At 64.9% G+C, this 18,481-nt stretch carries 14 protein-coding genes; 6 read left to right on the forward strand and 8 right to left on the reverse strand.

Features of this window, described 5'->3' with window-relative positions:
• Positions 1–29: 29 nt before the first annotated feature.
• Positions 30–1,466 (reverse strand): two-component system sensor histidine kinase CreC, encoded by a 1,437-nt coding sequence (gene creC / locus Q5Z11_RS14240; RefSeq protein WP_303747013.1) that lies wholly within the window; start codon positions 1,464–1,466, stop codon positions 30–32.
• A 3-nt stretch (positions 1,467–1,469) separates the two neighbouring features.
• The gene (gene creB, locus Q5Z11_RS14245) at positions 1,470–2,171 is read right to left on the reverse strand and encodes a two-component system response regulator CreB (RefSeq protein WP_303747014.1); all 702 of its coding nucleotides are present in this window, start codon (positions 2,169–2,171) and stop codon (positions 1,470–1,472) included.
• 138 nt (positions 2,172–2,309) lie between these two features.
• Here creB and Q5Z11_RS14250 point away from each other — a divergent pair, with 138 nt between their 5' ends.
• The 4 genes from Q5Z11_RS14250 to Q5Z11_RS14265 all read left to right on the forward strand — a co-directional run bounded on the left by Q5Z11_RS14250 (position 2,310) and on the right by Q5Z11_RS14265 (position 8,264).
• Positions 2,310–3,167, forward strand: coding sequence for a 23S rRNA (adenine(2030)-N(6))-methyltransferase RlmJ (locus Q5Z11_RS14250; protein WP_303747015.1), 858 nt, complete (start codon positions 2,310–2,312; stop codon positions 3,165–3,167).
• A gap of 96 nt (positions 3,168–3,263) precedes the next feature.
• A complete protein-coding gene (locus Q5Z11_RS14255; protein WP_057629682.1) occupies positions 3,264–3,809 on the forward strand; it encodes a GNAT family N-acetyltransferase in 546 nt (181 codons plus the stop codon).
• A gap of 136 nt (positions 3,810–3,945) precedes the next feature.
• Positions 3,946–7,548, forward strand: coding sequence for a transcription-repair coupling factor (mfd, locus tag Q5Z11_RS14260; RefSeq protein ID WP_303747016.1), 3,603 nt, complete (start codon positions 3,946–3,948; stop codon positions 7,546–7,548).
• Between the two features lie 95 nt (positions 7,549–7,643).
• Positions 7,644–8,264, forward strand: a complete 621-nt coding sequence (locus tag Q5Z11_RS14265; RefSeq protein WP_303747017.1) for an HD-GYP domain-containing protein — start codon at positions 7,644–7,646, stop codon at positions 8,262–8,264.
• Positions 8,265–8,273: 9 nt separating this feature from the next.
• Here Q5Z11_RS14265 and cls read toward each other — a convergent pair whose 3' ends face one another.
• From cls to ffh, 5 genes are all read right to left on the reverse strand, one after another.
• Positions 8,274–9,773, reverse strand: coding sequence for a cardiolipin synthase (gene cls / locus Q5Z11_RS14270; protein WP_303747018.1), 1,500 nt, complete (start codon positions 9,771–9,773; stop codon positions 8,274–8,276).
• A 124-nt stretch (positions 9,774–9,897) separates the two neighbouring features.
• On the reverse strand, positions 9,898–10,692 hold the full coding sequence (locus Q5Z11_RS14275) for an aminotransferase class IV (protein WP_303747019.1): 795 nt from the start codon (positions 10,690–10,692) through the stop codon (positions 9,898–9,900).
• Positions 10,689–11,762, reverse strand: coding sequence for an NAD(P)H-dependent flavin oxidoreductase (locus tag Q5Z11_RS14280; RefSeq protein WP_303747020.1), 1,074 nt, complete (start codon positions 11,760–11,762; stop codon positions 10,689–10,691). The genes Q5Z11_RS14275 and Q5Z11_RS14280 overlap by 4 nt, the downstream gene beginning before the upstream one ends.
• A 32-nt stretch (positions 11,763–11,794) precedes the next feature.
• Positions 11,795–12,229 carry a hypothetical protein gene (locus Q5Z11_RS14285; protein WP_303747021.1) on the reverse strand — a complete coding sequence of 145 codons (435 nt, stop codon included), beginning with the start codon at positions 12,227–12,229 and terminating at the stop codon, positions 11,795–11,797.
• A 38-nt stretch (positions 12,230–12,267) separates the two neighbouring features.
• The gene (ffh, locus tag Q5Z11_RS14290) at positions 12,268–13,647 is read right to left on the reverse strand and encodes a signal recognition particle protein (protein WP_303747022.1); all 1,380 of its coding nucleotides are present in this window, start codon (positions 13,645–13,647) and stop codon (positions 12,268–12,270) included.
• Between the two features lie 110 nt (positions 13,648–13,757).
• On the opposite strand from ffh, the gene Q5Z11_RS14295 reads away from it, so the two are divergent.
• On the forward strand, positions 13,758–14,552 hold the full coding sequence (locus Q5Z11_RS14295; protein ID WP_303747023.1) for a cytochrome C assembly family protein: 795 nt from the start codon (positions 13,758–13,760) through the stop codon (positions 14,550–14,552).
• A gap of 241 nt (positions 14,553–14,793) precedes the next feature.
• Here Q5Z11_RS14295 and radA read toward each other — a convergent pair whose 3' ends face one another.
• Positions 14,794–16,176: a DNA repair protein RadA gene (radA, locus tag Q5Z11_RS14300; RefSeq protein WP_303747024.1), complete on the reverse strand. Its 1,383-nt coding sequence runs from the start codon at positions 16,174–16,176 to the stop codon at positions 14,794–14,796.
• A gap of 136 nt (positions 16,177–16,312) precedes the next feature.
• Here radA and Q5Z11_RS14305 point away from each other — a divergent pair, with 136 nt between their 5' ends.
• The gene (locus Q5Z11_RS14305; protein WP_303747025.1) at positions 16,313–18,373 is read left to right on the forward strand and encodes a putative bifunctional diguanylate cyclase/phosphodiesterase; all 2,061 of its coding nucleotides are present in this window, start codon (positions 16,313–16,315) and stop codon (positions 18,371–18,373) included.
• Positions 18,374–18,481: the final 108 nt, after the last annotated feature.

Consider the following 18,481-nt stretch of genomic DNA (forward strand, 5'->3'; position numbering starts at 1 on the left):
TTTGTGCCGAGTTTGAAGCGAATGTGAAGTCAGCCGGCCGGCAGTAGCAGACGCGCCTCGGCACCGCCTTCGGGATGATTGCCCAGCTGCGCGACACCGCCATGCAGGCGCGCCACCTCCGCCACGAACGGCAGGCCGAGGCCGGAACTGCGCTGGCCCGTAGCCGGCCTTGCCAGCGAGTAGAAGCGTTCGAACACCCGTTCCTGCGCGTACTCCGGCACACCTGGACCATTGTCGCGAACGGCAATCCGCCAGCTCTGCTGCTCCCGCCGCACGCTCAGCACGATGCGGCCGCCCGGCGCGGAGAATGCAATCGCGTTGTCCAGCAGATTGGAAAGCGCCTGCCGTAGCAGGAAGGCGTCGCCCTGCACCGCTGCCTGCTCCGGCACTTCCACATCCAGGTGTATCTGCCCGGCCTGCAGGCGCGGCGCCGCATCGTCGGCCAGCGCGCGGCAGACCGCGACCAGATCCACCTCGTCACGCCGCTGCAGCCAGCCGTGTTGTTCCACCTCGGCCAAGCGCAGCAGCTGATCGATGGTTTCAGTCAGGCGGCGCTCCTGCTGCACGATATTGGCGGCGAAACGCTGCCGATCGGCTTCCGGCAGCGGCTCCTGCAACAGTTCGGCGGCGCCGCGTATCGCCGCCAGCGGGCTCTTCATTTCGTGGGTCAACGACTGCACGTATTGCTCGACATAGGCCTTGCCTTCGAGCTTGCGACGCATGGTTTCCAGCGCCTGACCCAGATCACCGATCTCATCGCGGCGCCGCTTCGGCGGCGGCACGAGCTCACCGGCACTCACCGCCTTGGCATAGCGGCTGAGTCCACCGATGCCGCGCGACAACCACCAGGTCATCAGCAGGCCGATCAAGGCCGACAGCCCGATCAACCAGGCGCCACGCGCGATGATGGCGCGCTGGCTGGCAACGATGAAGGGATCGATGGTGTCGTTGGGCTGCGACAGCGTAAGCACGCCGATCAGGGTGCGGCCGTCTGCCGGGTCGTACACCGGCGCGGCCACATGCATCACGGTGTTGATCTCTTCACCCGGGATCTCCGGGCTGGAACGTGCGCCGTACTCACCACGCAGGGTCTTGTAGACGTCATTCCAGCGCGAATTGTCGCGCCCGACGTCCTGCCCGCGCGAGTCATAGACCACTATTCCCTGCGCATTGGTCACCGTCACCCGATAATCGATGCTGCGCTTGGGGAAGCGCCAGACCATCGCCTTGGGGTCGCGCCGCTGGGCAGTAGCCAACCGCGCAGCGAAGTCACCGTCGCCGATATGGCCGGCTTTCAGATCCGGCGCAGCCATCACTGCCAGCACATTGGCTGCGTCCACCAGGGTGGACTCCATCGCTTGGCGCACGCCGGGTTTGACCTCGTTGACGAACACGCGCATCACGAAGAACGCGGCAATGCCGACAATCAGGAAGAATCCCAGGAACAGCTTCAGCCCGATCCGCATCGGTCACACATCCAGGGCGTAGCCGACGCCGCGATGGGTGCGGATCGGCTCGCCCTGCGCACCGGCCGCACGCAGCTTTGCGCGCAGGGTTTTGACGTGGGTATCGACGGTGCGGTCGGTGCTGTCGCTGGTGTGATCCCAACCGCGCTCCATCAGCTGTGCCCGGCTCAGGATCGCGCCGGGGCGCTGCAGCAGCGCCGCCAGCAAGGCGTACTCGTAGCGGGTCAGGTCCAGCAGCGCCTCGTCGTAGCGGATGCGGCGGCCGTCGTGGTCTATCGCGAACCGGCCCAGCTGCTTCCAGCCCCCCGCTTCGGCCGCAATCGGCGCAGCAGGCGTGGTCCGGCGCAGCCGCGCACGCACCCGCGCAACCATCTCGCGGGGCGAGAATGGCTTGGTCACGTAGTCGTCGGCGCCCAGCTCCAGCCCCAGCACACGGTCGAACTCGTCGTTGCGGGCGGTCAGGAAGATCACCGGCACCTGGCTGAAAGTACGCAGTTCACGGCAGACCTCGAAGCCGCCCAGGTCCGGCAGGCCGACATCCAGCACCACCACATCGGCGCCGTCCTGGCGCAGCAGGGCCAAGGCCTCGCGGCCCAGCGCGCAATGACTGGCGGCGTAGCCTTCGCTGCGCAGCGCATAGAGAAGGGTATCGGCGATGGCGGCCTCGTCTTCGACGACGAGTACCCGGGCTGGTTGGTTTGACATCGCATCAGCATAGCTGCCCTTGCCACAGACACCAGCGCTGCGGGCAACAGGGGACCAAATCCCCCTCTGCAGCCGCCCCTGGCGTGGCGGCAGGCGATCAAAACGCCCACGCAGCGCGGCAAGCCGTAAACTCCGCCCATGAATTATCGCCACGCCTTCCACGCCGGTAACCACGCCGACGTCCTCAAGCACATCGTCATGTTGGCGATGATCGACGCGCTCAAGCGCAAAGACTCGCCCTTCTTCGTGCTGGACACGCATGCCGGCCGCGGCCGTTACCTGCTGTCCGCCGAGGAAAGCCGCAAAACCGCCGAGATCGATGAAGGCGTGCTGCGGCTGATGACCACCCCGTCGCTGCCCGAAGTGGTGGAGCACTACCTGCGCGCAGTGCAGGCCGACAACCCGGTTGGCGCCTTGATCTCCTACCCCGGCTCGCCATTGCTGGCCGCCCGTGCCCTGCGTGAGCAGGACCGCATGGCCGCCTGCGAGCTGCAGAAGGACGAAGTCACCGCGCTCAAGGAACTGTTCGCCCATGACCGCCGGGTACAGGTCCACGCCGGCAACGGCTATGAAGCCATCCGCGCCTTCCTGCCGCCCAAGAGCGGTGCCATCAAGATTGGCCGGGCGCTGGTGCTGATCGACCCGCCGTATGAAGTACAGGACGCCGAGTACCCGCTTATCATCTCAACAGTTCGTGAGATTTTGACCCGCATGCCGCAGGCGCAGTGCGCGGTCTGGTATCCGATCAAGCAGCGCCGCACCCTGCAGCCGTTTTTCCGCAAGGCAGCCGCCCTGCCAGCCAAGTCCATCCTGGTGACCGAGCTGATGGTGAGGTCCGACGACTCCCCGCTGCGTCTGAATGGCAGTGGGATGCTGTTGCTGAACCCGCCATGGCAGTTTGAGCAGGTATTGGCCCCGGCTTTGCCCGTGCTGAAGCAGTATCTGGGTGAAGCCGGTGCCTCGACCCGACTGGAGTGGCTGAAGACCCCCGAATGACGGGCCTCGCCGGCAATCTGCACCTGCTTTGGACCGCGTTCACAGAACGTAGCAGCCGCAGTGACAGAATCAGGCGACTTTGGAGGAAACGTAGTCATGGCCACTCGCAACCGCATGCCCCCGTGGCATGAAAATTTCAAGGCACCCAGCGGCCGTGAGCTGCTGATACGGCCAATCCGCCCGGAAGACGGCGCACCGCTGCAGGGCGCGTTTGCCCTGTTCGGGCCGGAAGAGGTGCGTGACAAGTTCCTGCAGTCGGTTGAATCACTGTCCGATGAGACCGCCCAGCGCCTGACCCACCCGAACCCGAAGACTGAAATCGCGCTGGTGGCGGCCGAACCGCTGCCGCCCGGTGAAGCGGTGGTCGGCGCAGTGGCCCGCGCCTCCATCATCCCCGGCACCCGCGATGCCGAGTACGCGATCCTGGTCAGCGGATTCCTGGCCGGCCAGGGCTTGGGCCGGCAACTGATGCGCAAGCTGGTCAAATGGGCGCGCGGCAAGTACCTGGACCGCCTGTATGGCGACATCGCCCAGGACAACGAGCCGATGCTGCAACTGGCGGCCTCGCTGGGTTTCAAGCAGGTGCCGCACCCCGCAGCCGCCCCCGGGCTGGTGCGGATGGTGCTGGAACTGGCCAACTAGGCGTCAGTTTTCTGCTCGTATCACGATAGGCGCCGACAAGGCGCCTGTCGCGTTTCCGGCCCTGAACCATCCGCGCCTGCAAGCCAGATCAGGCCCAACGAGGCGACCGGGGCGCATCTGGTAAAATTCACGGTTCATGTCGCCTATCACCTACCCCATTCCGCCGCTGCCCCGTTCGGGCCAGCTCCGCGCCTGGTGGCGCGCTCCGGCTTCCAGCAGCGCCCTGGCCTGGCATGTTGCCTGCGCCGCGCAGGCGCACGCCAAGCCGCTGTTGCTGATCACCCGTGATAACCACAGCGCGCATCAGCTGGTAGCTGACCTGCAGACGCTGCTGGGTGCAAACAGCCCGTTGCCGGTGGTGCCGTTCCCGGATTGGGAAACCCTGCCCTACGACCAGTTCAGCCCGCACCCGGACATCATTTCGCAGCGCCTGGCCGCATTGCACCGCTTGCCGACGCTGAAGCAAGGCATCGTCGTGGTGCCGGTGCAGACGCTGCTGCAGCGACTGGCGCCGTTGAGCTACATCGTCGGTGGCAGCTTCGACCTGAAGGTTGGCCAGCGCCTGAACATGGACGCGGAGAAGCGCCGCCTGGAAAGCGCGGGCTACCGCAATGTCGGGCAGGTAATGGACCCGGGCGACTTTGCCGTGCGCGGCGGCCTGCTCGATGTCTATCCGATGGGCGCCGATACGCCATTGCGCATCGAGCTGCTGGACGATGACATCGATTCCATCCGCGAGTTCGACCCGGAATCGCAGCGCTCGCTGGACAAGGTGACGGCAGTAAAGATGCTGCCCGGCCGCGAAGTGCCGATGGACGAGGCCAGCCTCAACAAGGTGCTGGCGTCATTGCGCGAACGCTTCGACGTGGATACCCGCCGCAGCCCGCTGTACCAGGATCTGAAGGCCGGCCTGCTGCCTTCGGGCATCGAATACATGCTGCCGCTGTTCTTCAACCAGACCGCAACCCTGTTCGACTACCTGCCAGACGGTTTCATGACCGTGCTCGGCACCGGCGTCAGCGAAGCCTCGGATGCGTTCTGGCTGCAGACCAACAGCCGTTACGAACAACGCCGCCACGACATCGAACGGCCGCTGCTGCCGCCGGATGAGATCTACCAGTCGCCGGACAAGCTACGCGAGCAGTTCAACAAAATGCCGCGCGTGGAAGTGTGCGCCGCCGATCATCCGCGCGCCGCCGAAGCGCAGCCACTGGGCGACCAGCCGCTGCCGCCATTGCCGGTCGCGGCCAAGGATGCGCCGGCTGGACAGGCGCTGAAGTCTTTCATCGAGCATTACCCGGGACGGGTGCTAATCGCGGCCGATTCGCCGGGACGGCGTGAGGCTTTGTTGGAAGTGCTGCAGGCTGCTGAATTGCGACCTGAGGTTGTTGCGAGCTTCAATGAGTTCCTGCCTCCCCCCATCGGGGGAAGGTGGCCCGGAGGGTCGGATGGGGGTAAGGCTCCCAGCCAAAGCAAGAGCAAGAGCAAGAGCGCCCTCACCCCAACCCCTCTCCCGTTAACGGGAGAGGGGCTTGAAGGCAAAGCGGGGCTCGCGCGCTTCGCCATTACCGTGGCGCCGCTGGATGACGGTTTTGCGCTTAGCGAGCCGGCCTTGGCCGTGCTTACCGAGCGTCAGCTGTTCCCGGAACGTGCTGGGCAGGCGCGGCGTACGCGGCGGGCTGGGCGTGAGCCCGAGGCCATCATCCGTGACCTTGGTGAGCTGACCGAAGGCGCGCCCATCGTCCATGAAGATCATGGCGTTGGCCGCTACCGTGGTTTGATCGCGATGGATGTCGGCGGCATGCCCGGCGAATTCCTCGACATCGAATACGCCAAGGGCGACCGCCTGTATGTACCGGTCGCGCAGCTGCACCTGATCAGCCGCTATTCCGGTGCGTCGCCGGAAACCGCGCCACTGCATTCACTCGGTGGCGAGCAATGGGCCAAGGCCAAGCGCAAGGCTGCCGAGAAAGTCCGCGACGTTGCTGCCGAGCTGCTGGAGATCCAGGCCCGTCGCCGCGCCCGCGCCGGTCTGGCGCTGGATATCGATCGATCGCTGTACGAGCCGTTCGCGGCCGGTTTCCCGTTCGAGGAAACCCCCGACCAGCAGGCGGCGATCGAAGCGACCCTGCGTGACCTGCAATCCAGCCAACCAATGGACCGCGTCGTCTGCGGCGACGTCGGCTTCGGCAAGACCGAGGTTGCGGTGCGTGCTGCGTTCGCCGCTGCCAGCGGTGGCAAGCAGGTTGCCGTATTGGTGCCGACCACGCTGCTGGCCGAACAGCATTACCGCAACTTCCGCGACCGCTTCGCCGATTACCCGCTGCGGGTGGAAGTGCTGTCGCGCTTCAAGACCAGCAAGGAAATCAAGGCCGAGCTCGACAAGGTCGCCGAAGGCTCCATCGACGTGATCATCGGCACGCACCGGCTGTTGCAGCCGGACGTGAAGTTCAAGGATCTTGGCCTGGTCATCGTCGATGAAGAGCAGCGCTTTGGCGTGCGGCAGAAGGAAGCGCTGAAGGCGATGCGCGCCAATGTGCACCTGCTGACCCTGACCGCGACGCCGATCCCGCGTACCTTGAACATGGCGATGGCCGGCCTGCGTGATCTGTCGATCATCGCCACACCGCCGCCGAACCGTTTGGCAGTCAAGACCTTCATCACCGCCTGGGACAACGCGCAGCTGCGCGAGGCATTCCAGCGTGAGTTGTCGCGCGGCGGCCAGCTGTACTTCCTGCACAACGATGTGGAAAGCATGGGCCGGATGCAGCGCGAGCTGTCCGAGCTGGTGCCAGAGGCACGCATCGGCATGGCCCACGGGCAGATGCCGGAGCGCGAGCTGGAACGGGTGATGCTGGATTTCCAGAAGCAGCGCTTCAACGTGCTGCTGGCCAGTACCATCATCGAATCGGGTATCGACATCCCGAATGCCAACACCATCATCATCAACCGCGCCGACCGCTTCGGTCTTGCACAGTTGCATCAGCTGCGTGGTCGCGTCGGTCGCTCGCATCACCGCGCTTACGCTTACCTGCTGGTACCGGACAAGCGCTCGATCACCGGTGATGCGCAGAAGCGCCTGGAAGCCATCGCTTCGATGGATGAGCTGGGTGCCGGTTTCACCCTGGCAACGCACGATCTGGAAATCCGTGGTGCCGGTGAACTGCTCGGCGAAGACCAGAGCGGGCAGATGGCCGAGATTGGCTTCAGCCTTTACACCGAGCTGCTGGAACGCGCGGTGCGCTCGATCAAGTCCGGCAAGCTGCCGGATCTGGATGCCGGCGAAGAAGCTCGCGGTGCCGACGTCGAACTGCATGTACCGGCCTTGATTCCGGAAGACTACCTGCCCGACGTACACACCCGCCTGACCCTGTACAAGCGCATCAGCTCGGCGCGCGACAGTGAGCGCCTGCGCGAACTGCAGGTGGAAATGATTGATCGCTTCGGCCTGTTGCCGGATCCGGTCAAGCATCTGTTCGCCATTGCCGAGCTCAAGCTGCAGGCCAACGAACTGGGCATCCGCAAGCTGGAGCTGGGTGAGAACGGCGGCCGCATCGTCTTCGACAGCAAGCCCAACATCGACCCGATGGTGGTGATCCAGCTGATCCAGAAGCAGCCCAAGCTCTACCAGATGGATGGCCCGGACAAGCTGCGCATCAAGCACCCGTTGCCGGAAAGCGCGGACCGATTCAACGCGGCAAGGGCACTGCTGACCACGCTGCACCCGGGACGCGCCTGAACGAAAAATCCAGTGAAGATTGCGTGAAAACGGATGGGCGTTGAGAATAACGCCCTCCCCATTAAGCTCGCAGCCGTCCATCCGGCTCCGTCCCCATGTCCCCGATCACCACACCCGTAGGCCTGTCGCTTCCACCCGAGGACAGCAGCTGCGCCATCGACGTGCTGGCCGCCGCGCTCGACCAGCGCGACAGCTATACCGACCACCATTGCGACCGCGTCTCGCAACTTGCCCAGGCCATGGGCCAGCGCTGCGAGCTGTCGGAAGAACGCATAGGCCACCTCGTGCTTGCCGCGCGCTTCCATGATGTCGGCAAGATCGGCATCCGCGACGAAGTGCTGCTCTATCCCGGCAAGCTCGACGACGACAAGATGTCGGCGATGCGTTCGCACCCGGAGCGCGGTGCACGCCTGTTTACCGCTACCGGACGCAGTGATGCCAAGGCGGTTGCCACCTTGATCCGCCATCACCACGAAGCCTGGGACGGCAGCGGCTACCCGCATGGCCTGCAGGGCGAAGACATTCCGCTTGAGTCGCGCATACTGACCATCGTTGACGGCTTCGACGCGATGACCTCGCACCGCCCCTATCGCGATGCGATGGCTACCCAGCACGCGATCGAGATTCTCGCCAATGATCGCGGCCGGCTGATTGACCGCCGTTTGTTCAGTGAATTCATGGGACTGCTGCGCGGCGACACCCGTCCTGCGGCCTGAGCCGCTGCTTCACAGCACCGGCGACATCATCGCCACTGCGTTCTGCAGCAGCCGCGTTGGCAAGCGCCATGCCAGCACCTGCTCGAGCAGCAGCGGCTCGGATACCGATAGATAGCCTTCCTGCCGCTGCACGATGCTCACTGTGACCGCGCTGTCGGCAATCAGCAGGTTGTTCTCGAAGTTCAATTCAAGGCTGCGACGGTCCATGTTGGCCGAGCCGACCAGGGCAATCTCGCCATCGATCGTCAGCGACTTTGCATGCAGCAGACCCAGCGGGTATTCGTAGACCTGCACGCCACATTGCAGCAGATCGGCATAGGTGCTGCGGCTGCTTTGCCCCACCAGCCAGGAGTCGTTGTGCTTGGGCAGGATCAGCCGCGTACGCACGCCGCGGCGTGGCGCTGCACAGATTGCACGCAGCAATGCTTCATCCGGCACGAAGTACGGTGTGCTGATCACCAGCTCGCGCCGCGCCGCATAAACACAGGCCGCGAACATATCGGCCATCACGTTGTGGCGCGTAACCGGGCCGGTTTCAAATGCCAGCGCCACGCAGCCATCAGTGAATGGCGGCGCCACGTCGGCAGCATATCCGTCCAGACCCTGCTCACCACTTTCCGGAATCCAGCCGCTCAGGAACAGCCGCTGCGTCTGCGCTACCACCGGGCCTTCGCAGCGCAGCAGCAGGTCAATCCACGGGGCAAACCGCGGCTTGACCCGGAATTCCGGATCGGCGCAATTCTGGCTGCCGCAGTAGGCAATGCGGTTGTCGATGACCACGATCTTGCGATGGTCACGCAGATCCATGCGACTGAAGGCCACGTGCTGCAGGCGATTGAGATCGTCCAGCGTCCGCAGCAGCTTGACCCCGGCCCGGCTCAGCTGCGTCCAACGCGGGCTGCCGATGAAGCCGCGCGAGCCCAGCGCGTCCACCATCACCCTGCAGGCGACGCCACGAGCTGCCGCGGCGGCAACCGCATCAGCGACGCGACCACCGGCAACGTCATCCAGCCAGATGTAGAAAGCGATATGCACGCTTTGCTGCGCCTGTTCGATATCGCGCACCAGCGCATCGATGGCGGCCCTGCAGTCGTCCATGGGCGCGGCAGGATGGCTGTCGGCCGCGCCGAGCAGTCGAACCCGGTTGCCTGACTGCGGCTGTGCACCATTGATCGATGCCGCCAAGGCAAACAACGACGCCGCTGGCGCAGGCAGCGATGCCAGCGCGACGTCACTGTGCGCGGCGCCATTCAAGTCCGCGAGCATCCGCGCCGTCTGCTGCAGCCGGCGCAGGCGTGCCCGGCCAACATTGGTTTCGCCCAGCAGCAGGTAGGCCAGCATGCCGATCACCGGCGCCAGCATGATCACCAATACCCACGCTGCGCGGGATGCAGGCGTGCGGTTGGCGCGGGTCAGCGCCCTGGCGGCGACGAGTAGATGCAGCACGAACAGCAGCACGCTCATCAGCCACTGCAGTGTCGCGCGCGGATCACTCAGGTCCAACGCCATGCAAGCTCCTGGTGGTAGTCGAATCGAGGACAAGGTTCGCAACGCGCCCGCAGTAACAAACGCGGCGTGCACAACTGATCAAGCAACCCCATACCGCAGCCCGCAAGAACACAGGCTTCCAGCGCTACAGGGCGAGCCAAGGCGTCTGCGCCAATGCGGCTTGCAGCTTGGCCAGCAACTGATCGGACTGCTCGAACCGTTGCTCACCTACGGCGGCCAACGGCCAGATCCCGGATGCATTGAATGCCACCGCACCACTGAACCGCGCCAGCGCCGACAGCGTCACCTCGCCTTGCACCTGCATCTGCGCAAGCGAGGTCAAACCATCCATCAGCAAACGCTCGGTGCAGCCGCGCAGCGCCGAGGCCTGCGGCCAATGCACCTGTGCGCCATCCCAGAACGCCAGGTTCCAGGTGCTGCCTTCGCTGATGCGGCCTTGCGCATCAACAAACAGCGCATCGTCAAAGCCATGCTGCATTGCTTGCCGGCGCAGCTGGAACAGCGGGAAGGTACCCACGTGTTTGATATGTGCCAACTCGCGTTGATACGGAATCGGCAATACCGAACGCGCAAGCGCTGGAATCGTTGCCGGTGCAGCGATGGCGATCAAGACATCCACCGGCACCGCCCGCAGCGGCTGGCGGAAATCGAACTGGCGCGAGAACACCGTGATCCGCACTGATGCATCCGCCGCATCGAGCTGCAGCAATGCCTCCCGCAGCCATGCCACGAGCTGCGCGCCATCCAGCTCGACATCGAACAGCTCGCGCGTGCCCTGTCGCAGACGCGCAAGATGCAGCGCCCAGCCCTGCACCGCACCTGCGCGCACCTGCAATGAAGTGAAGTGGCCGTAATTGACCAGCGCCGCACTCAAGGCGCCGGCATCGGCCAGTTGCCCATTGCAGAACAACACGCTCATGTCAGCGACTGTGCCTGCGCCCACATCGTCTGCAGAATCTGCGCTGCCGGTGCGCGTCGCGCCATCCAGGCCGATTGCCCCGCCCATGCCTGCATCGCATCGAGTTGGTTTGCGGCATTGGCCTGCTTGCGCATGGCAGCAGTCAGCCCGCGTTGTACCGGATACGGACGCGGGCGAGGCGCGTCGGCTGTTTCGGCGGCACGCACATAGTCGGTCTCCAGGGCGCGTCCAAGCCTGCCACTGAAGACCCGTGTCGGACGCGTTGCTTCAGGCTCGGCAGTGCTCAATGCCTGCTTCCAGGCGTCTGGAATATCGGATTCCTCGGCAGCGAGGAATGCAGTGCCCACCTGCACCGCGCTGGCACCGAGCATCAAGGCGGCGGCAACGCCGCGACCATCGGCGATGCCACCGGCTGCAATCACCGGTACGCTCAGGTGATCAACCAAGCGCGGCAGAAGGGCGAACAAACCCACCATCTGTCGCTCGGCCTGTGCGGCGTCGAACGCGCCGCGATGACCGCCGGCCTCCATGCCCTGTGCCACCACCGCATCAGCGCCAGCAGCCTGCGCCTGCAGCGCTTCACTCAGCGTGGTTGCACAGGCAAACCAGGCAATGCCAGCGGCCTTGAGCCGGGTCACCTGCGCAGCGGAAAACACGCCCAGGATGGTCGAAGCCACGGCTGGCCGGGCAGCAATCAGCGCATCGAACTGGGCATCGAAATCGGCCGGGCCGGCATCGCCCGCCTCCGCTGCAACCGGCGGGCCCCACTGGCCAAGAAACTCGCGGGTCGCCGCTTCAGCAGCAGGATCACGCAGCGGCGCCGGATCCGGCACCCACAGATTGATCTGCACCGGCCCCGACGATTGCTGGCCAAATGCGTGCATCCATTGGGTGATCTGTTCGGGCGTGGACAACACCGCGCCCATCGCGCCCATGCCGCCGGCATTGGCAACCGCTGCAGACAGCGGCACCGGGCAGGCACCTGCCATCGGCGCCAGCAGGATGGGAAGTTCAAGACCGAAGCGTTGGCAGAACGCTTCGGTCCGGGCTGAAATGACGGCGTTGTGCATGGCGGTGATCAAGCCGCCGGTGCCAGGCCCACTCAGCGTAGCGAGAGGGCGTAGGAACGCACCAGCTGGCTGTCCATCTCTTCGTTGAAAGTGAAGTTCACATACTGCGCATCATCGGCGGGGAAATCCACTTCCACACGCGAACGGCCGATCTCGGCACCGGACTGATCCAATGCACGCGCCAGGAATGCACCCTTGTACGGCTTGGTCGCCACCACATACACCGAGGCGTCCTTGGAGCCCATGCCGCGGCTCTTGCCCAGGGTCACGGTCATGCCATTGCTGGCCACTTCCGGTGCCACATCGAGCTTGAGCGACATGCGCTTGTCCACGCCCTCGCCCAGGCCGGCGACGAAGTCGGTGGCGGTGCCGCTGATGGCACTGCCGGCCTTCTGCGACATCGAGCGGTCTTCACCACAGGCGCTCAGCGCCAGCACGGCCAATACCAGATACATCCTGTTCTTCATGCACCACTCCCTGTTCAACCGGTTGGAATCAAACGTTATCAACGGAACGGCAGGCCGCCCTTGCCACCCATGGCGCCGAGCATGCCCTTCATGTTGCGCATCATGCCCTTCATGCCGCCACCGGCAAGCTTGCCCATCATCTTTTCCATCTGCATGTACTGCTTCATCAGCTTGTTGACGTCGGCTGGCTGGGTGCCGGAGCCGCGCGCGATGCGGGCACGGCGCGAACCATTGAGCAGGCCCGGGTTGCGGCGCTCCTTCTTGGTCATCGAGCCGATGATGGCGATCATGCGCGGCACTTCCTTGCTCTGGCTGACCTGCGCCTTGAGGTGCTCGGGGATCTGGCCCAGGCCCGGCAGCTTGTCCATCAGGCCGCCGATGCCGCCCATGTTCTGCATCTGTTCCAGCTGGTCGCGCATGTCGTTCAGATCGAACTTCTTGCCCTTGGCGACCTTCTCGGCCAGCTTCTGCGCCTTGTCCTTGTCGACCTGCTGCTCAACCTGTTCCACCAGCGACAGCACGTCGCCCATGTCGAGGATGCGGCTGGCCACACGTTCCGGGTGGAACACATCCAGGCCGTCGACCTTCTCACCGGTACCGGTGAACTTGATCGGCTTGCCGGTGATGTAGCGAACGCTCAGCGCGGCACCGCCACGGGCGTCACCGTCGGTCTTGGTCAGCACCACGCCGGTCAGCGGCAGCGCCTCACCGAAGGCCTTGGCGGTGTTGGCGGCGTCCTGACCGGTCATGGCATCGACCACGAACAGGGTTTCAGCCGGGTTGACCGCTGCGTGCAGGGCCTTGATCTCGGCCATCATCGCTTCGTCGATGGCCAGGCGGCCTGCGGTATCGACCAGCAGCACGTCGACAAACGACTTGCGCGCGTCTTCGATGGCGGCACGGACGATGTCCACCGGCTTCTGGTCGGACGCGGACGGGAAGAACAGCACACCGACCTGTTCGGCCAGCGTCTTCAACTGCTCGATGGCGGCCGGACGGTAAACGTCGGCGGACACCACCATCACCTTCTTCTTGCGCTTTTCCTTCAGGTGCTTGGCCAGCTTGCCGACCGTGGTGGTCTTGCCGGCACCCTGCAGGCCCGCCATCAGGATGATGGCCGGCGCAGGCACATTGAGGTTCAGGTCGGTGGCCTGCGCGCCCATCACGGCGGTCAGCTCGTCGCGCACCACCTTGATCAGGGCCTGGCCCGGGGTCAGCGACTTGAGCACCTCCTGGCCGACCGCGCGGACCTTGATCTTCTCGATCAGGGCCTGCACCACCGGCAGGGCCACATCGGCCTCCAGCAGGGCGATGCGCACCTCGCGGGTGGCCTCGCGGATGTTTTCTTCAGTCAGGCGGCCGCGCCCACGCAGGCGCTCGATGGTGCCGGAAAGGCGCTGGGTCAGTGACTCGAACATGCGACGGAACCTGCGGAAATCGTGGAAACAGAGACAGTTAGTATACCGACCAGCCGCCACTACCGCCGGTTCACGTCGCCAGCGACGGGCCTGTATGCGAAACTGCAGCGATGACAATCGTTCTCATCGCCGCCGCACTCTATCTGGTGTCCACCGCCCTGCTGATCCGCGGGCTGGCCGGCGAGCGCAGTCCGCCCCCACGCAGCTGGCTGTTGCCGACCATCGGCGCGGTAGTGCTGCACGCCGGCTACCACCTGATGGTGGCGACCAAGACCGCTGGCGGCCCGGACATGCACTTCTTCGCGGCGCTGTCGCTGGTTGGCCTGGGCATGGCGGCACTGACCACCGTGGTTGGCGCGCGCGGTCGCATGTCGGCGCTGGGCGTGGTGGTGTTCCCGATGGCGGCGATCCTGTTGCTGGCCTACCACAGCTATGGCCATGAACCGAGCAAACTGCTGGGCTGGCGCCTGGCCACCCACGCCTGGCTGGCCCTGCTGGCCTACGCCACGCTGAGCGTGGCCGCGCTGCTGGCCATCATGTTGTGGTTGCAGGAGCGTGCCCTGCGCCGCCGCGACTTCCGCCCCTGGCTGCGTGCCCTGCCGCCGCTGGCCGATCTGGAAACCCTGTTGTTCCGCACAATCACGGTGGGCTTCTGCCTGCTGACCCTGACCCTGCTGACCGGCGTGCTGTTCGTCGACGATCTGCTGGAGCAGAAGCTGGTGCACAAGACCGTGCTCAGCGTGCTGTCCTGGATCATCTTCGGCACCTTGCTGATCGGCCGCCGCCGTTACGGCTGGCGCGGGAGCAAGGCCGTGCACTGGACCCTGACCGCAATGGCGCTGTTGCTGCTGGCGTTCTTCGGCAGCCAGTTCGTGATCGAGCTGGTCCTGGGCCATAGCCGGTAAGCGGCAGGCGGTAGACGGTAGTGCCGAGCCATGCTCGGCAGAGGCAATACCAGCAATGCATCGGCATCGGCCTCGGCCTCGGCATCTTGTAAGAGCGGCGTAAGCCGCGAAGCTGGCAACAATGAAGTTGCGGGAATCTCCGGATCGGATCGACTATCAGTTTCGCGGCTTACGCCGCTCCTACACGTGGCATCGCTGGTAAGGCCCCTGCCGAGCATGGCTCGGCACTACAGTGACGGCCTCATTCCATCGCCGCTTCCAGCGCCTGCGACAGACGCTCCACTGCAATCACTTCCATGCCCTTCACCGTACCGGCCTTGGGCGCATTGGCCTTGGGCACGATTGCGCGCTTGAAGCCATGTGTGGCCGCTTCGCGCAGGCGATCCTCGCCATTGGGCACCGGGCGGATTTCGCCGGACAAACCCACTTCGCCAAAGGCAATGGTCTTCTCCGCCAGCGGCCGGTCCTGCAGCGAGGACAACACCGCCAGCAGCACCGGCAGATCGACGGCGGTTTCCTGCACGCGGATGCCACCAACTACATTGACGAACACGTCCTGGTCGCCGACCAGCACGCCGCCATGACGGTGCAGCACCGCCAGCAGCATCGCCAAGCGGTTCTGTTCCAGACCCACCGCCACCCGGCGCGGATTGGACAGCGGCGAGGAATCCACCAGCGCCTGCACTTCCACCAGCAGCGGCCGCGTGCCTTCGCGGGTGACCATCACGCAGCTGCCCGGCTGGCGGGTGCTGCCACCGGACAGGAAGATCGCCGATGGATTGGGCACTTCCTTCAGGCCCTTTTCGCCCATCGCAAACACGCCCAACTCATTGACCGCGCCGAAGCGGTTCTTGAACGCACGCAGGATGCGGAAGCGGCTGCCGCTCTCGCCCTCGAAGTACAGCACCGCATCCACCATGTGCTCAAGCACACGTGGGCCAGCGATGCCGCCCTCCTTGGTGACATGGCCTACCAGGAACACGGCGGTACCGGTTTCCTTGGCAAAACGCACCAGCCGCGCCGCGCTCTCGCGCACCTGGCTGACCGAACCCGGCGCGGCCGTCAGCGCCTCGGTCCACAACGTCTGCACCGAGTCGGCGACGATCAGCTTGGGCCGCGCCTTCACCGCGTGCTGCAGGATGTTCTCGACGCCGGTCTCGGACAGTGCATTGACGCCTTCCAGCGGCAGGTCCAGGCGCACCGCGCGGCCCGCCACCTGCGACAGCGACTCCTCGCCGGTGACGTACAGCACCGGCAAGGTACCGGCCATCTTCGCCACTGCCTGCAGCAGCAGCGTGGACTTGCCGATACCCGGATCGCCACCGACCAGCACCACAGCGCCCTCAACCAGGCCGCCGCCCAGCACCCGGTCGAACTCGCCAATGCCGGTAGACACCCGTAGATGCTCGGTCTGCTGCACATCTTTCAGCGCGGTGATCTTGGGCGCCTCGACCTTGCCGGCCCAGCCATTGCGGCGCGATGCCGGTGCCTTGGCGGCCGCGGCGGTCTCGAGCACGATCTCGCTCAGCACGTTCCATACACCGCATTCGGTGCACTGCCCCTGCCACTTGCTGTACTCGGCGCCGCATTCGCTGCAGACGTAGGCGCTGCGGGTCTTTGCCATGGAAATTCCTATCTGCGTTAGCGGCGCAGGATAGCCCACTGGTGTCGCAAACGCTGCGACAGCTAAAGTCCGCGCCGCCACTGCCGCTATGTAAGCGGGGCTATGCCCCGTATCGACGTTCCAGGACCCTCCCCCAATGATTGGCAGTTACAACCAGAGCCTCGTTGTCGTCTCGTTACTGGTGGCGATCCTTGCCTCTTACACCGCTCTGGACATGTCCGCGCGCGTGGCCAGCGCCCAGAGCCGCAAGGCAGCACGTATCTGGCTGGTCGGCGGTGCGATAGCCATGGGCCTGGGCATCTGGTCGATGCACTTCATCGGCATGCTCGCCTTCAAACTGCCGATCCCGGTGGGCTACGACCTTTTCCTTACCACGTGCTCGCTGGCTGCCTCGATCGCCGCGTCGATGTACGCGCTATGGCTGGTATCGCGACAGCGGCTACCGGTTAGCCGCCTGGTGGCTGGTGCGGTGCTGATGGGGCTGGGGATCGCGGCGATGCACTACATCGGCATGGCGGCCATGCAGATGCAACCCGGCATCGACTATGACCCGCTGTGGTTCACCGCCTCGATCCTGATCGCCATCGGCGCCTCGGCGGCGGCCTTGTGGATTGCACAGCGACTACGCCATGAACAGCCCCGCCTGATGCCGATGCGGATGCTGGCCTCACTGGTGATGGGCGTGGCCATTGTTGGCATGCATTACACCGGAATGGCCGCCGCACGCTTCCCCGCAGGCGCGTTCTGCGGTGCCATCAGCGACGGCGGGCTGGATACCCAGTTGCTTGCCGGGTTGGTGATCGTCACCACCATCGCAACCCTGGCGGTCGCGCTGCTGGCCTCCGTCTTCGACGGACAGATGCGGCTGCGTACCGGCGTGCTGGCCAATTCGCTGGCCAATGCCAATGAAAAACTGGTGCAGGCCGCGCTGCATGATCCATTGACCCAATTGCCCAATCGCGTGCTGCTGCAGGATCGTATCGAGCGCGCCATCGAAAAAGCCGCGCGGCGCGAGTTCGGATTGGCCTTGATGTTCTGCGATCTGGACGGTTTCAAGAACGTCAACGACGCATATGGCCACCAGCTCGGCGATCGCCTGCTGGTGCAGTTCAGCAAGAAGGTCGGCGCCCTGCTGCGCAGCCAGGACACCTTCGCGCGGCTCGGCGGCGATGAGTTCGTGATCGTGATGGCGATCGACTCGCCCGACGACGCAGCACTGATGGCCGAGCAGATCAGCACCGCCATCAGTGACCCGTTCCTGATCGACAACGCGGAGTTGCTGGTCAGCGCCAGCATCGGCATCGCCCTGTATCCCGAGGACGCCAGTACCGAGCGCGAACTGATGGCAAATGCCGACGCGGCGATGTACCACGTCAAGCAGAGCGGCCGGAACGGCCATGCATTCTTCACCTCGACCATGCAGGCTGGCACTCGCCAGCGCCTACGGCTGCTGCAGGATCTGCGCCGCGCCATCGCACGCAACGAGCTGGTGTTGCACTACCAGCCCAAGTTCCCCGCCGGTGGCGACCGCGCCAACGGTGCCGAAGCACTGCTGCGCTGGAACCACCCGGACCTCGGCATGCTGTCACCGGACGTGTTCATTCCGGTTGCCGAGCGCAGCGGCCTGATCATTCCTGTCGGCGAGTGGGTCCTGGATACCGCCTGCGCCCAGCTGCGTGCCTGGCACGACGCCGGCAACGCGGACTGGTCGATGGCGGTGAACCTGTCGCCACTGCAGTTCGCCTCGCCCACGCTGGTGGAGACGGTGCGCTCCACGCTGGAGCGGCACGCACTGGATCCGCGCCAGCTGACCCTGGAAGTCACCGAGAGCACGGCGATGAAGGATGTCGAAGCGAGCCTGCAGATACTGGAAGCCCTGACCGCAATGGGCGTGCGCATCGCCATCGACGACTTCGGCACCGGCTACTCCAGCCTGCTCTATCTCAAGCGCATGCCCGCCACCGAACTGAAGATCGATCGCGCGTTCGTGCGTGACCTCGAACACAACGCCGAAGACGCGGCAATCGTCTCCTCGATCATCGCGCTGGGCCGTTCGCTGCAGTTGCAGGTGGTCGCCGAAGGCGTGGAAACCAAAGCGCAACGCGACTTCCTGGGCGAACTAGGCTGCGACGTATTGCAGGGATATCACCTCGGCCGGCCGATGGCTGCAGCCGATTTCATGAGCTGTAACGCCTGAGGCGAGCCCGCCGTTTGTGGGAGCGGCGTAAGCCGCGAAGCTGGCAATGCCTGAAAGGCCCCAAAAGCCAACCCCTCCCCAACCCTCCCCTTGGCTGCGCCAAAGGGA

Origin of the sequence: Stenotrophomonas sp. 610A2 (assembly GCF_030549615.1) — a bacterium.
Taxonomy (GTDB): Bacteria; Pseudomonadota; Gammaproteobacteria; order Xanthomonadales; family Xanthomonadaceae; genus Stenotrophomonas; species Stenotrophomonas pigmentata.

Excerpts from the sequence above, each read along its gene's own strand:
- Q5Z11_RS14305 (WP_303747025.1), top strand. The coding sequence starts at position 16,313 with ATGATTGGCAGTTACAACCAGAGCCTCGTTGTCGTCTCGTTACTGGTG.
- creB (WP_303747014.1), bottom strand. The coding sequence starts at position 2,171 with ATGTCAAACCAACCAGCCCGGGTACTCGTCGTCGAAGACGAGGCCGCC.
- mfd (WP_303747016.1), top strand. The coding sequence starts at position 3,946 with ATGTCGCCTATCACCTACCCCATTCCGCCGCTGCCCCGTTCGGGCCAG.
- Q5Z11_RS14275 (WP_303747019.1), bottom strand. The coding sequence starts at position 10,692 with ATGAGCGTGTTGTTCTGCAATGGGCAACTGGCCGATGCCGGCGCCTTG.
- Q5Z11_RS14280 (WP_303747020.1), bottom strand. The coding sequence starts at position 11,762 with ATGCACAACGCCGTCATTTCAGCCCGGACCGAAGCGTTCTGCCAACGC.
- Q5Z11_RS14295 (WP_303747023.1), top strand. The coding sequence starts at position 13,758 with ATGACAATCGTTCTCATCGCCGCCGCACTCTATCTGGTGTCCACCGCC.
- creC (WP_303747013.1), bottom strand. The coding sequence starts at position 1,466 with ATGCGGATCGGGCTGAAGCTGTTCCTGGGATTCTTCCTGATTGTCGGC.
- Q5Z11_RS14255 (WP_057629682.1), top strand. The coding sequence starts at position 3,264 with ATGGCCACTCGCAACCGCATGCCCCCGTGGCATGAAAATTTCAAGGCA.
- Q5Z11_RS14250 (WP_303747015.1), top strand. The coding sequence starts at position 2,310 with ATGAATTATCGCCACGCCTTCCACGCCGGTAACCACGCCGACGTCCTC.
- ffh (WP_303747022.1), bottom strand. The coding sequence starts at position 13,647 with ATGTTCGAGTCACTGACCCAGCGCCTTTCCGGCACCATCGAGCGCCTG.
- Q5Z11_RS14285 (WP_303747021.1), bottom strand. The coding sequence starts at position 12,229 with ATGAAGAACAGGATGTATCTGGTATTGGCCGTGCTGGCGCTGAGCGCC.
- cls (WP_303747018.1), bottom strand. The coding sequence starts at position 9,773 with ATGGCGTTGGACCTGAGTGATCCGCGCGCGACACTGCAGTGGCTGATG.
- Q5Z11_RS14265 (WP_303747017.1), top strand. The coding sequence starts at position 7,644 with ATGTCCCCGATCACCACACCCGTAGGCCTGTCGCTTCCACCCGAGGAC.
- radA (WP_303747024.1), bottom strand. The coding sequence starts at position 16,176 with ATGGCAAAGACCCGCAGCGCCTACGTCTGCAGCGAATGCGGCGCCGAG.